This window comes from Flavobacterium sp. (assembly GCF_035456225.1).
Lineage (GTDB): Bacteria > Bacteroidota > Bacteroidia > Flavobacteriales > Flavobacteriaceae > Flavobacterium.
On the sequence record NZ_DATIDM010000072.1, the window covers coordinates 1 to 13,260 of the forward strand.

At 39.7% G+C, this 13,260-nt stretch carries 12 protein-coding genes and 1 pseudogene; 9 read left to right on the forward strand and 4 right to left on the reverse strand.

Annotated features, from left to right (window positions below):
- From VLB74_RS04160 to VLB74_RS04175, 4 genes and pseudogenes are all read left to right on the forward strand, one after another.
- A pseudogene (locus VLB74_RS04160) lies at positions 1 to 282 on the forward strand (BatB protein); the annotation flags it as partial.
- A 6-nt stretch (positions 283 to 288) separates the two neighbouring features.
- Positions 289 to 1,044, forward strand: a complete 756-nt coding sequence (locus VLB74_RS04165) for a tetratricopeptide repeat protein (protein WP_325202203.1) — start codon at positions 289 to 291, stop codon at positions 1,042 to 1,044.
- Positions 1,045 to 1,095: 51 nt separating this feature from the next.
- Positions 1,096 to 2,916, forward strand: a complete 1,821-nt coding sequence (locus tag VLB74_RS04170) for a BatD family protein (protein ID WP_325202204.1) — start codon at positions 1,096 to 1,098, stop codon at positions 2,914 to 2,916.
- 11 nt (positions 2,917 to 2,927) lie between these two features.
- A complete protein-coding gene (locus tag VLB74_RS04175; RefSeq protein WP_325202205.1) occupies positions 2,928 to 3,680 on the forward strand; it encodes a tetratricopeptide repeat protein in 753 nt (250 codons plus the stop codon).
- Positions 3,681 to 3,704: 24 nt separating this feature from the next.
- Here the strand turns inward: VLB74_RS04175 and VLB74_RS04180 are convergent, their stop codons facing one another.
- On the reverse strand, positions 3,705 to 4,211 hold the full coding sequence (locus VLB74_RS04180; protein ID WP_325202206.1) for a CvpA family protein: 507 nt from the start codon (positions 4,209 to 4,211) through the stop codon (positions 3,705 to 3,707).
- Between the two features lie 208 nt (positions 4,212 to 4,419).
- Here VLB74_RS04180 and VLB74_RS04185 point away from each other — a divergent pair, with 208 nt between their 5' ends.
- From VLB74_RS04185 to VLB74_RS04195, 3 genes are all read left to right on the forward strand, one after another.
- Positions 4,420 to 4,776 (forward strand): hypothetical protein, encoded by a 357-nt coding sequence (locus VLB74_RS04185; protein WP_325202207.1) that lies wholly within the window; start codon positions 4,420 to 4,422, stop codon positions 4,774 to 4,776.
- Between the two features lie 100 nt (positions 4,777 to 4,876).
- Positions 4,877 to 5,896 carry a phenylalanine--tRNA ligase subunit alpha gene (gene pheS, locus VLB74_RS04190; RefSeq protein WP_325202208.1) on the forward strand — a complete coding sequence of 340 codons (1,020 nt, stop codon included), beginning with the start codon at positions 4,877 to 4,879 and terminating at the stop codon, positions 5,894 to 5,896.
- A gap of 251 nt (positions 5,897 to 6,147) precedes the next feature.
- Positions 6,148 to 6,849 (forward strand): hypothetical protein, encoded by a 702-nt coding sequence (locus tag VLB74_RS04195; protein WP_325202209.1) that lies wholly within the window; start codon positions 6,148 to 6,150, stop codon positions 6,847 to 6,849.
- Positions 6,850 to 6,914: 65 nt separating this feature from the next.
- On the opposite strand, the gene VLB74_RS04200 is transcribed toward VLB74_RS04195, so the two are convergent.
- A complete protein-coding gene (locus VLB74_RS04200) occupies positions 6,915 to 7,370 on the reverse strand; it encodes a copper resistance protein NlpE (RefSeq protein WP_325202210.1) in 456 nt (151 codons plus the stop codon).
- A gap of 102 nt (positions 7,371 to 7,472) precedes the next feature.
- Here VLB74_RS04200 and VLB74_RS04205 point away from each other — a divergent pair, with 102 nt between their 5' ends.
- Positions 7,473 to 7,880: a hypothetical protein gene (locus VLB74_RS04205; protein ID WP_325202211.1), complete on the forward strand. Its 408-nt coding sequence runs from the start codon at positions 7,473 to 7,475 to the stop codon at positions 7,878 to 7,880.
- A 161-nt stretch (positions 7,881 to 8,041) separates the two neighbouring features.
- On the forward strand, positions 8,042 to 10,825 hold the full coding sequence (locus VLB74_RS04210) for a GH92 family glycosyl hydrolase (protein ID WP_325202212.1): 2,784 nt from the start codon (positions 8,042 to 8,044) through the stop codon (positions 10,823 to 10,825).
- A 61-nt stretch (positions 10,826 to 10,886) separates the two neighbouring features.
- Here the strand turns inward: VLB74_RS04210 and VLB74_RS04215 are convergent, their stop codons facing one another.
- Positions 10,887 to 11,885 carry a TerC/Alx family metal homeostasis membrane protein gene (locus VLB74_RS04215; RefSeq protein ID WP_325202213.1) on the reverse strand — a complete coding sequence of 333 codons (999 nt, stop codon included), beginning with the start codon at positions 11,883 to 11,885 and terminating at the stop codon, positions 10,887 to 10,889.
- A 58-nt stretch (positions 11,886 to 11,943) separates the two neighbouring features.
- A complete protein-coding gene (locus VLB74_RS04220; RefSeq protein WP_325202214.1) occupies positions 11,944 to 12,939 on the reverse strand; it encodes an NAD(P)H-dependent glycerol-3-phosphate dehydrogenase in 996 nt (331 codons plus the stop codon).
- Between the last annotated feature and the right edge of the window lie 321 nt (positions 12,940 to 13,260).

The window sequence follows — 13,260 nt, forward strand, 5'->3', positions numbered from 1 at the left end:
ATTACGAAGTTATATCCTGAAACATTGAAAACAATCGCCAAAAATGCCAGTGGAGGGTATGTTTTCGGAGGGAATACCAAAAATGTCCTTGATTACGTGAAAAACGGATTGGACAATTTAGAGAAAACGGATTTCGAAAGCCAGCAGATAGCCGACTTCGAATCGCAATTCCAATGGTTTTTAGGCATCGCTTTCGTTCTGTTGCTGGCGGATGTTTTCTTTTTGGAACGCAGAACAAAATGGGTCAGAAAACTGAATTTATTTAACGAGGAGAAAAGATAAGAAACGATGAAGCATTTGATTTTATATACTTTTTTGTTGTTTTCCGTATGTCTTTCTGCTCAAAAGAAGAAAGATAAAAATCTGCCGCAGGGAAATGAAAAATTTAACGAAAAGGAGTTCGCAGAAGCGGAAGCCGATTATCGTATTTCGCAATTTCAAAATCCTCGGCGAGCAACGGCATCTTATAATTTAGGAAATGCTATTTACCGTCAGAAACAACCGAGTGAGGCGAAACATTCTTATCTTGAAGCCATTGAAAATGCTAAAGGAAAGAAACAGAAACACAAGGCCTATCACAATTTAGGTAATGTACTGATGACGGAAAAAAATTATCAGGGCGCTGTAGAGGCTTATAAAAATGCTTTACGCAATAATCCGAACGATGAGGAAACCCGTTATAATTATGCTTTGGCAAAACAAAAACTAAAAGAGAATCCGCCTAAAAAAGACGATAACAAGAAGGATAAGGATAAAGACAAGGATCAAAATAAAGATCAGCAACAGCCAAAAGATAACAAGGATCAGAAAAAGGATCAGCAGGATAAAAATCAGGACAAAAAAGACGATCCTAATAGTCCTGACAAGAAAGACAGTAAAGGCGATGAAGACAAACAGCCTCAAAAACCACAGCCTAGCGGAGCTTCCAAACAGCGAATGGAAAATTTGCTTGAGGCAGTGAATAACGAAGAAAAGAAAATACAGGAAAAAATGAAGGGAAGGGAAGTAAAAGGCAGACCAACCCAGAATGAAAAAGATTGGTAATCAATCGGTTTGATAATAATGCGTGTGGAGTTTAAAAAAGAAATTAAATTGATGGGAAATAAGGGTTTTATTCTGTTTTTGCTTTTGGCCGTTCAGTCGGTTTTCGCTCAAGTGGAATTTAAAGCCACGGTGAGTAAGAACAGTATCGGAATCAACGAACGATTGCGAATCGATTTTACCATGAATGATGACGGGGATAATTTTGAAGCGCCATCTTTTGAAGGATTCAGGGTTTTTGGCGGGCCCAATCAGTCTGTCAGCTATTCTTGGGTAAATGGTAGAAAATCATTCAGCAAATCCTACTCTTTCTTTTTGTTGCCCACTAAAAAAGGAACATTTGTTATCAAACCTGCTTCCATAGAAATAGCGGGTAAAATATATAAAACCAATCCGGTAAAAGTAACTGTCGGAAATGCCGTGGTGCAACCTGAACCGGAGGAAGAAGAAGATCCTTTTGCAATCATCTTCGGAAATCAGCGTAGAAGACAGCAGCAACAGCAACAACAATTACCTCCCGCATTAAAAGAAGGCGACGGCATTCATTTGGTAGCCGAAATATCCAATTCCAATCCATATTTGAATGAACCGATTACGGCTGTTTATAAATTGTACGTGAGCCCATATGTGAGTGTGAGTGATTTCCGTGAGACGTCAAGTCCGAAATACAATAATTTCTGGAGCCAGGCCATTGATATTAAAAATATGTCGGTTCAGATGGGTAAATACAATGGGGAAGACTATCGTTATGTAGTGTTGAGGAAAACCGTATTGTATCCGCAAAAAACCGGCAGATTGCTCATTGAGCCCCTAACGTTGGATATAACGATGCAGGCTCCGACGGGTAGAAGGGATATTTTTGGCCGAATGGAAATTACAAACGGAACCAAAACTGTATCGGCGGGAGCTAAATCTATTTTTGTGAAAGTCTTACCGGAAAACGGAAAACCAGATAGTTTTACCGGGGCAGTAGGGGCTTTTGACTTTAAGGTGAAACCTTCCAAAACCAATCTGAAATCTGGTGAAGCACTACAATTGACCGTAAGTACTTCCGGAAAAGGGAACATGAAGTTGTTTACCCTTCCTAAACCGGTTGTCCCAAGTGCTTTGGAAATGTATGATCCGGAACACAGGGAGGATGTGACAACACCTTTGTCCGGCTCTCAAGGGACTATTTCCGATACTTATACGATCGTGCCACAGTACAAAGGGGTATATACGATAAAGCCATTGGTGTTCAGTTACTTTGATTTGAGTTCGAAGACTTATAAAACTATAACTTCCGATGAAATCCGAATCAATGTAATGGACGGACAGATGCCTGTTTCAGGTGATCAGACGGCCTCGGCAGACAAACAACAAGTTCTTAAAAGCGACCAGTTTGCCTTTGTGAAATCCAAAACGGAATTATCACCAATCCAAAGTGATGATTTTCTTGGTTCGACGTTATTCTACACGCTGTTATTTGCTCCTTTCTTAATCATTCCGGTGATTGTATTGGTGAAGAAGAAAAAAGAAGCAATCGACGGTGATGTGGCAGGAAACAAAATCCGTCAGTCAAACAAACTGGCCAAAAAATTCCTTTCGGAAGCAAGTAAACAATTAGGTAACAAAGAGCCGTTCTATGATGCTATGGAGCGCGCAATGCATAACTTCCTTAAGGCAAAACTGCGCATTGAAACTTCTGAAATGAGTAAAGAAAATATTCAGGAATTACTGGAATCTAAAAAAGCAGCGTCGGAAACAATCAATGATTTTATGAAGTTGATGGACAACTGTGAATTCGCCCGTTATGCACCGTCAACCACTGTGGCCATGCAACAGGATTACGATAAAGCGGTAAGCGTGCTATCCGACTTGAGCAAACAAATTTAATTTTGAAAACGATGAAAAAGTTATTCTATCTGGTTTTATTGGTTTCTCAAGCGATTTTTGCTCAAACAGCTTTTGAGAAGGCGAATGAACTGTACCGAAAAGAGCAGTACGAGGAAGCTGTGGTTTTGTATGAAGGCATCTTGAAATCCGGCGAACAGTCGGCAGAATTGTATTTCAATTTAGGGAATTCCTATTACAAGCTGCATAAAGTGGCTCCGGCGGTATATAATTATGAAAAGGCACTATTGCTGAATCCTGCAGATACTGAAATTCAGACCAATCTAAAGTTCGCGCAAAAAATGGGCATAGACGAAATAAAAGTGGTTCCGAAAGTTGGTTTTTCCAAAATGTTAAGTGATTTGCTGGACGTGTTTCATTACGATACCTGGGCGGGAATAGCTACCGGTTTTTCGGCGTTGTTTCTTCTGTTTTTTATCGGTTATTATTTTGGAGGGACATCTGCAGTGAAACGGTTGTTTTTTGGCGCCATGGTGTTGTCATTGGTGGTTATGCTGATAAGCATTGCCTCGGCCATAACGGAACGGAATAATTACAATATGGAGCGACCGGCCATAGTGTTTGCCGAAGTGATTTCCGTGAAAAGTGAACCCAAAGCCTCGGCACCTGAAGCGTTTGTGTTACATGAAGGAACTAAAGTCTTTGTTCTAGAGAATCAGGATAAATGGCGAAAAATTCAACTTACGGATGAAACCGAAGGCTGGATTGAAAAAGACGCTATTAAGGAGTTGAAAGGCAATGATTAGTGGTCAGTAATCTGTTAACAGTGTTTATAAACTTTCTTTCAAATCAGAAAACCAATCCGTCAAAACGGGTAATAAAACTTCCGAGGTTTTTACTATTGGATTAAAGAGCAGTGATTTGTTCTGGGTTTCTTGGGAAACGACCATATTGTTGAAGTTAACCTTTTGGAACAGACACAAAACGACGCCTAAAAGCAATACGGTTTTTATGGTAGCAAATAATCCGCCTCCTACTGTGTTCAGCCAACCCATTGTTGCAAAACCAGCAATTCCGGTTAAGGCTTTTGCCAACAAATGAATGGCGACAACAACGACTATAAGTGTTAGGATGAAAGCCGTAACCTGAATGGTTTTGGGCGACCAGGATACCACGCTGCCTACCGTTGAGCGAACCAGATAAGAGAATTTAATCGCGACATAAATTCCTAAAAACAAGGAAATCAGGGAAGCTAATTCAACGAAAAGTCCGTTGCGGATGCCTTTAATCAAACCGAAAACCAAAAATGCGGCGAGTATAATATCAATAAAACCCATAGTGAGAGAATAGAAAAAAGAGCAAAGATAAAAGAACAGTGGGAAAAGAGGTGAGAGTTAAAAGTAAAAAGGGATAAGGGATAAGTAAAAAGGGGAAAGACTCGTCGTTAAAAGTACAATTCTCGTTGCACAACTCACTATCTTTGCAGGATAATTTTATGAAGGATGAGCTCATAACTCATAACTCAATAACTCATAATTTCAAAAAATGTCAAGAGACGAACAATTAAAATCCCGCTGGGAAACAGTGGTCACCATACTTTCCAATCAATTTGCCGATGGCGATATACTGGATCTGGATGCTATAATTTATCTGATCGGCGTTCAGGAATTAGGTCAATTCAACAAGGCGTTCAAAAAAGACGAAAAGGTAAACCTGATGCATATCGCTATTTGCCGATTGCTAGAGCCTTACGGTTACTATGAATTCGAATTTTTCGACAACGACGGATGGCCGCATTATAAGGTTAAGGAACAACTTCCGCCTTTGAAAGCAGGGGAGCAATCCGTACTGATGAAGGAAGCGATTGTGAATTATTTTCTGGAAAAACAGATTATTGAGTAACAATCCTATAAATGAGAACAGATTTCAGGCTTAAAACTTCTGACTTCTGACTTTTAACTCCTAACTTTTTCCTAAATTTGCATCCAATTACAGAATGACGATGACAGACAAGATTAAAGAATACATTGGTGAAGCACAGTCTTTTACCACCGATAATAAAGAAACTTTAGAGGCTTTCCGAATCAAATTTTTGGGAAGTAAGGGCTTGTTGAAAGACCTTTTCGCCGAGTTTAAAAACGTACCGAACGATCAGAAAAAAGAATTCGGTCAGGTAATCAATTTGCTTAAGGTTACCGCTGAAGATAAAGTAAAAACCATCCAGGAAGCCTTGGAAAGCAAGGAAGTAGCCGGTGGTGTTTATGGAGATTTGACACGTCCGGGCGAGCCTTTGGTTATCGGTTCACGTCATCCTATTTCCATCGTAAAAAATCAAATCGTCGATATTTTTTCCAACATCGGATTCAACGTTTCCGAAGGTCCGGAAATCGAAGACGACTGGCATAATTTCACCGCGTTGAATCTTCCGGAATACCATCCGGCAAGAGACATGCAGGATACCTTCTTCATTCAGAGCAATCCGGATGTGTTGTTGCGCACGCATACCTCATCGGTTCAGGTACGATACATGGAAGGCAACAAACCACCAATCCGTACGATTTCACCGGGACGCGTGTTCCGTAATGAAGCGGTTTCGTCCCGTTCACACTGTATTTTCCATCAGGTGGAAGGTTTGTACATCGACCAGAATGTTTCGTTTGCCGATTTGAAACAAACCTTGTTGTATTTCACCAAGGAAATGTTCGGAAAATCGAAAATTCGTCTGCGTCCGAGTTACTTCCCGTTCACCGAGCCAAGTGCCGAGGTGGATATTTACTGGGGATTAAAAACTGAAACGGATTACCGCATCACAAAAGGAACCGGTTGGTTGGAAATCATGGGTTGCGGAATGGTGGATCCTAACGTTTTGAAAAACTGTGGTATCGATGCGGACAAGTATAATGGTTTCGCTTTCGGTATGGGAATCGAACGTATTGCGATGTTACTGTATCAAATTGGAGATATCCGAATGTTCTACGAAAACGATGTGCGTTTCCTTGAACAATTCAAGTCAAGTATATAAAAAGAGTAAGGCTGTCGGAAGACAGCCTTTTTTTGTTTTATTCTTTAATAATGTTAAAAAGTTAAGGATTAGTGGCTTTTTAATTTATTTGTTTTGAAAATCAGGTTTTAATCCATAAATAGGGCAATTTTGTCGATTGCACTATAAAAATGGTTTTGATATTAGTTGGCAATTTTTATATTTGAGAACCAAAAAAAACTAACAATCAAAGCTTAAGAATGAAAAAATTTACAAAAATCGGCGTCTTATTTATGGGCCTAATTCTATTCTCCTGTTCTCCGGAAGAACAAAACACTAATGAGAATACTGAAAATTCAATTTTTGAAAGACCCTCTACCGCCCCTATAACTAAAAACTGGGAATTTAATGATTTGACAGGGTGGCAGGACGCTACTATGGTCGGAGCAGCAAACTACTTTTTAGAGAATGGCAATTTAAAGATGTTTACCAATCCAAATACATGGGAACGCACTAAAGTAAAAACGACGTCCACGTATGGTACCGGCACGTATACTTGGAGAGTGTATGTTCCGGAAATGGGTGTTGGAGATATGTCCAGCATCGGGGCATTCCTTTACAAAGACGATACCCATGAACTGGATTTCGAAATCGGATACGGAAGTGAGAGTACGAGACAAAATTTAAACGCACAGGCCGATGATCTGATTGCGTACATGAGCTCACAGGCGAATCCTTCACAATTTGTACAAACAACAATCAAACGAAATCAGTGGTACACTTTGACAATCGAATTGACGCTGTCCTCAAACAATAGATATTTTGCGAAATGGAAAATTGATGGAATAACCGTAGCTTCAAAGCAATTAAATTACGGAACGAAGACTAAATTCAATATCTTTTGCAGTATGGAAAACCTAACGTTTATTGGAGATCATATTCCGCAAAGTCAAAATTATGCGTTGTTTGATTCGGTACAATACACGAACTATTAATTCTGAATTTTCAAAAATAACGGCTGTCTCACTCTGAAAAGAAGTTACTTCAGAGTGGGACAGTTTTATTTTGCGGCCTTATGTAATATGTAATTGGATTTTAAAGCGCTTTCAATCTCTTTTCCGCTGTGATCCAACATTGTCAATCGGCCTTCTCCGACCTTGTACTGTGTTTCCGTTCCGGCTTTGTCCAGTTTGATAATACTTCCGGCATCATTCCAGGTAAAAGTTCCTTTTGTAACAGTCGGTTTTTGTTCTCTGTCCCGATATAGAACTGATAATTCATAGGTTTTGTCCTTGTTTAGCGTCAATTCGGTTTCAATTCCCGGGCAATCCGCGCATGGAATAACGCCTTTATAGGTTCCGTCCCAATCCAACGAAATTTCCGAAGTATGCATGTCCGGAACTACAGTTGTGGTGTCGGCTTTTTCTACAGGGGTTTGCATTTCGGTTTTTACTTCTTTTTTACATCCGATGATTGTTAACGTCATCAATGAAAAAACTAAGAACGTCTGTTTCATAATTGCATGATTTAAAAGATTGGACTAAGGTTTCGGAATTCATATCATCATAAAAATACCGAATATTTATAGTAAATTTGCAGACTTTTAATTTGAAACGCTATGCAAAAGGATATTATTATACCAAAAGTGGAGAATGTTTATGTGGCTGCCGTTCAGGAATGGAACGACGATTTTATGGAAAATTCCTGGTATGCCTATTTGGTTAATGATAGCGATGAGAAATTAGAAATGGCCATTGTCGTTTCCAAAGCTTACGGACAAATCAATGGCGAAGAACGCAAAACGGGAACTTTCCGTCATGCTTTCAAGGAAGTGGAGCCCAATTCTGCCGTAAAAATCGAATTATTGGAAAACAATGTACTTCAACTGAACAACGAATTTTTGGTGACTTTTTTTATTGGTGACAAACTTTACGACAGAAGCTATGTTTTCAGGGCCAATACGATAAACGATCGTGCGATGACCGACATTCCGGTGATGTACAAACGCGGCGTTTTGGTTAAATAATACGCCTGGATTAACTCAAAACGGGTTCATTTTCTTCGGTAGTTTTCATTGGTGTTTTTATCTACCTGGGACATATTTTTTCGGGAATATAAATTTGTAAACAGGATTGAAAGGGTGTTGGATTATTTTTTACTTTAGGGAAATTTTTCAGCAAAACCCAAATGAGAAAAACAGCTTTTCTATTTATTGCGTCATTACTATCCGTAAGCGCTTTTTCGCAAAAAAATAATTTCGCACAATATGTAAATCCGTTTGTAGGAACCGGAGGTCACGGACACACATTTCCGGGAGCCACTGTACCTTTCGGAATGGTGCAATTATCACCTGATACTAGGATTGACGGTAGCTGGGATGGATGCGGCGGATATCATTATTCGGACAATATCATTTACGGATTTTCACATACGCACCTCAATGGTGTTGGTGTTTCTGATTTCGGCGATATCATGCTGATGCCAACGATGGGCGAACCTTCGTTTGATAATAAAGTCTATTCTTCCTCTTTTTCACATGTTAATGAAAAAGCCCAAGCCGGTTTTTATGCTGTGAAATTGGACAAGCATAATATCGACGTGAGGCTGACGGCTTCCACAAGAGTTGGTTTTCACGAATACACTTTCAACAAGGACGGCCAGGCAAATATAATTCTCGATTTGAATCACCGTGACAAACTGTTGCAGGGCGAAGTGAAAATTATCGATAACAAAACCATCGAAATTCTCCGAAGAAGTGAGGCCTGGGCGCGCGACCAGTACGTTTTTGCCCGAATCGAGTTCAATGTTCCGATGAAGGTGACCAATTCAAAAAACAGTAAGATTTCTTCGGATAATGAGGCTGTTAAATATTTGGCATTAAGTTTTTCAAAACACGTAAAAAAAGGCGAAAAGATTTTAGTGAAAGTTGCCTTATCGCCCACAGGTTATGAAGGAGCGAAGCTGAATATGTCCGAAATAAAGCACTGGGATTTTGAAAAAGCCAGGAAAGATGCCGAAGCACTTTGGAATAAGGAACTTTCTAAAATTGAAGTGACTTCCGACAATAAAGATAAACTTGCCATTTTCTACACTGCTTTGTATCACACGATGATGCAACCAAACATCGCGGAGGATATCGACGGAAAATACCGCGGGCGTGACAATAAAATTCATGTGGCGGATAACTTCGATTATTACACGGTTTTCTCGCTTTGGGATACCTTCCGGGGCGCGCATCCGTTGTATACGTTGATTGATAAAAAACGCACTTCCGATTACATCAATACGTTTATCAAACAATATGAACAGGGCGGAAGGCTTCCGGTTTGGGAACTGGCTTCCAATGAAACCGATTGTATGATTGGCTACCATTCCGTTTCGGTAATGGCGGATGCGATGGTAAAAGGGATCAAGGGATTCGATTACGAAAAAGCATTTGAAGCGGCGAAACATTCGGCTATGCTCGATCATCTTGGATTGGAAGCTTACAAGAAAAACGGATTCATTTCCATTGACGACGAGCACGAAAGCGTTTCCAAAACACTGGAATATGCTTATGATGACTGGTGCATCGCCCAAATGGCTCAAATGCTGAACAAACCTGATGATTATAACTATTTTATGAAGCGTTCACAAAACTGGAAAAACCTTTTCGACAAAGAAACCGGTTTCATGCGTCCGAAGAAAAACGGTGGTTGGGACAAACCATTTGAACCGCGTGAGGTTAATAATAATTTTACGGAAGGCAATTCATGGCAGTATTCTTTTTTTGTGCCACAAGATATTTCAGGCATGATTGAAGCCTATGGCGGAAAAGCAAAATTTGAAGCGAAACTGGACGAATTGTTTTCGGCTCCTTCAGCAACGACTGGCCGTGAACAGGCTGATATTACGGGTTTGATTGGACAGTATGCACACGGGAACGAACCGAGTCATCATATGGCCTATCTGTACAATTACGTCGGGAAACCGGAAAAAACCAAAGAGAAAATTCACTATATCTTAAACGAATTCTATAAAAACACACCGGATGGATTGATCGGGAATGAAGATTGTGGCCAGATGAGCGCCTGGTATGTGTTGAGTTCGTTAGGAATTTACACTGTAACGCCTGGAAGCGGAATCTGGAATGAAACTACACCGTTTTTTGAAAAGATGAAAGTGAATTTTGAAGATGGAACGTCAACGGATCATGTCAAAGAGGTTGTCAATAAAAAATCAAATGCAGATAAAAGTCAGGGATCCACAAAGAATTATCGTTATGATTTCATTACTCCGGTCCCTGTAATCCAATCGGAAAGTAAAGCATTTAAGGATAAACTGAAAGTTGGTATAGAGTCGAATTCAGGAAATAAGATGTGTTATTCTTTTACGAATGCCACTGATTTTAAAGAATACCTGCAGCCTTTCGAAATAAGTGAAACCACAACAGTTTTTGCCTACAATGTCAGTAGCAACGGAAACAAAAGCAATGTGATTTCGGCCACTTTCTTCAAAAAACCAAACGATTTTGCTATCGACATCAAATCGAAGTATTCAGCACAATACCATGCCGGAGGTCCACAAGGATTGTTGGATGGTGTATTGGGTACCGAAAATTGGCGTAAAGGCGATTGGCAAGGTTATCAGGGGCAGAATTTTGAGGCGGTTATTGATTTGAGAAAAACAATGAATGTCCATGAGCTGTCAGGCCGCTTTTTGCAGGACACCCGAGCTTGGATTGTAATGCCAACCAAAGTGGAATATTACATTTCAAATGACAATGCGAATTTTGAATTAGTCGGTTCCGTTTCCAATACTGTTGCGGCGGATGATTATACGGAACAGATTAAAGGTTTTGCTTTAAATTTAAAGGACACTAAAGCAAGATACGTTAAAGTAAAAGCATATAATTATGGTAAATTACCCGAATGGCATCAGGGAGCAGGAGGCGACGCTTATATTTTTGTTGATGAAATAACTGTGAAATAGGTCATAAAAAAGAGGCTGTCTCAAAAGCGAGACAGCCTCTTTTTTATATTTTAATGGGTGATTAGTCTTTAACAGGGAATAAAAGTGAGGTGATTACCGAAACTGCTAATACGGTACCGACAACCATAAGGGAAACCGGAGACGATATGTGAAGGAATGGAGCGATAAGCATTTTTACTCCGATGAAAGCCAAAATAACGGCCAATCCGTATTTTAAACGGCTAAACATATGCATGAAGTTGGCTAAAAGAAAATAAAGCGCCCTAAGTCCTAAAATCGCGAAAATGTTCGAGGTGTATAAAATGAAAGGGTCATTGGGAGCAATAGCAAAAATTGCTGGAATACTGTCTACCGCAAAAATCAAATCGGTAAACTCTATTACGGCCACAACTACCAATAGAGGGGTAGCCATTTTTACTCCGTTTTCTATGGTAAAAAAATTGCCTCCGTCATAATTCTCACTTACTTTGAAAAAACGGTGCACCAAACGGGCTCCCGGACTTTTAGTAAAATCTTTATCACCTTCATCAGACTCTGAAAACCAGGATTTAAACCCGGCAAAAATAAGGAAGAAACCAAAAACGGAGAGGATAACGTTGATCTTTACCAACTGTCCAAAAAGATGCATTTTCGGCAGATAGGTCATGTTAATCAGCTCTACCCCGGTAAAAATAAAAATAGCGCGGAAAACCAGGGCCCCGATAATTCCCCAAAAAAGTACTTTGTGATGGAGTTCCCTTTCCACATTGAAGAATCCGAAAACCATAATGAAAACGAAGAGGTTATCCACAGAAAGTGCTTTCTCAATCCAATAGGCCGATTGGAATTGGGCAAATTTTTCCACCCCCATGTAATGATAAATTACCCCGCTGAAACCCATGGCAAGAGAAATCCAAAGGGTGGACCAAAGCAGCGCTTCCCGATTGCTGATGGCATGATGCCCTTCTTTTTTGAAAACACCCAAATCCAACAATAGCATTGCTATCACTACCACAGCAAATACAGTCAGAATTACGGGGTGATCGATTAAATTGTCTATTTTATGTGTATTGTTCAGCATCAGGAGTAAAATAAAGTTCTGTGAAAACAGTGTGTTATTTCTTTGAATTTTTGAAAAATTAATCCAGTTTTTCGGTTAATTTTTTGAAGACTTTTTTAGGTTCCTTTCCTTCATACAAAATGTCATAAACGGCATCAATAATAGGAGTTTTCGCCTTGTATTCTTCGTTTAGCTTGTGGGCGCTTTTGGTAGCGTAGTAGCCTTCGGCAACCATACTCATTTCCATTTGTGCTGATTTAACGGTATAGCCTTTTCCAATCATGTTTCCAAACATTCGGTTACGCGAGAAAATAGAATAACCGGTTACCAGTAAATCCCCTAAATAAGCAGAATCGTTTATGTTACGCTTCATTTTGTGGACTTTCTTGATGTATTTCTTCATCTCACGGATGGCATTGCTCATCAGTAAAGCCTGAAAATTATCGCCATAGCCCAATCCATGGGCAATACCGGCTGCAATGGAATAGATATTCTTCAGCATGGCAGCATATTCGGTACCGATGATGTCATCCGAAGTTTTGGTTTTGATGTAATGGCTGTTAAGGTTTTTAGCCATGATCTTTGCCTTCTCATCGTCTCCACAGGCAATTGTTAAGTATGAAAGTCGCTCTAGGGCAACCTCTTCCGCATGACATGGACCGGTTATAACACCTATGTTATCATAAGGGATGTCGTAAATCTTATGAATATGTTCGCCAACGATTAAACTGGTTTCAGGGACAATACCTTTGATGGCCGAAAAAATCACCTTGTCTTTCAAACTTACGGTCAGTTTTTCCAATTCCCCTTTTAAGAATGCGGAGGGAATCGCGAAAATAACGTAATCAGCATAGGCTACTGCTTCGTTGATATCGCTAGTAAGTTTCAGTTTATTGGTGTCAAACTCCACCGAACTTAAATAATTCGGATTGTGTTTGTTGAGTTTTATATGTTCGATAGCGTAAGTGTTTCGCATATACCAGGCGATTTCAGGAAGATTAACGCATAGCATCTTTGCGATTGCCGTTGCCCAGCTTCCGCCACCAATTACCGCAAATTTCGGTGTATCAGTCATTTTCTTTTTCAGATTTGTAGCTTCAAAAGTACTTAAAATTGACGAAAGAGAAAAACTTTGCTTTGTAGCAAAAGGGAGAGACTATTCATTCCGGCCACTACACATCAGACCTGCAGGAACAATTCTGAATCGGTCAAAAAAAATTTAACATTAGATTATGATTTTCCGAAGCAATGAAACAACTCGATATTCGTTATTATCACGGTTAAGAACGATAATGTGAATTTGCATTTTCGGTAAAGTTAGAAATAGTTAATATTTTTGTTTTTGGTGAGGGAGGCGCTCTAGAAATTTATTTCGGGGCGCCTTTCGTTTTTTGTT

Excerpts from the sequence above, each read along its gene's own strand:
- VLB74_RS04165 (WP_325202203.1), top strand. The coding sequence starts at position 289 with ATGAAGCATTTGATTTTATATACTTTTTTGTTGTTTTCCGTATGTCTT.
- VLB74_RS04170 (WP_325202204.1), top strand. The coding sequence starts at position 1,096 with ATGGGAAATAAGGGTTTTATTCTGTTTTTGCTTTTGGCCGTTCAGTCG.
- VLB74_RS04175 (WP_325202205.1), top strand. The coding sequence starts at position 2,928 with ATGAAAAAGTTATTCTATCTGGTTTTATTGGTTTCTCAAGCGATTTTT.
- VLB74_RS04180 (WP_325202206.1), bottom strand. The coding sequence starts at position 4,211 with ATGGGTTTTATTGATATTATACTCGCCGCATTTTTGGTTTTCGGTTTG.
- VLB74_RS04185 (WP_325202207.1), top strand. The coding sequence starts at position 4,420 with ATGTCAAGAGACGAACAATTAAAATCCCGCTGGGAAACAGTGGTCACC.
- pheS (WP_325202208.1), top strand. The coding sequence starts at position 4,877 with ATGACAGACAAGATTAAAGAATACATTGGTGAAGCACAGTCTTTTACC.
- VLB74_RS04195 (WP_325202209.1), top strand. The coding sequence starts at position 6,148 with ATGGGCCTAATTCTATTCTCCTGTTCTCCGGAAGAACAAAACACTAAT.
- VLB74_RS04200 (WP_325202210.1), bottom strand. The coding sequence starts at position 7,370 with ATGAAACAGACGTTCTTAGTTTTTTCATTGATGACGTTAACAATCATC.
- VLB74_RS04205 (WP_325202211.1), top strand. The coding sequence starts at position 7,473 with ATGCAAAAGGATATTATTATACCAAAAGTGGAGAATGTTTATGTGGCT.
- VLB74_RS04210 (WP_325202212.1), top strand. The coding sequence starts at position 8,042 with ATGAGAAAAACAGCTTTTCTATTTATTGCGTCATTACTATCCGTAAGC.
- VLB74_RS04215 (WP_325202213.1), bottom strand. The coding sequence starts at position 11,885 with ATGCTGAACAATACACATAAAATAGACAATTTAATCGATCACCCCGTA.
- VLB74_RS04220 (WP_325202214.1), bottom strand. The coding sequence starts at position 12,939 with ATGACTGATACACCGAAATTTGCGGTAATTGGTGGCGGAAGCTGGGCA.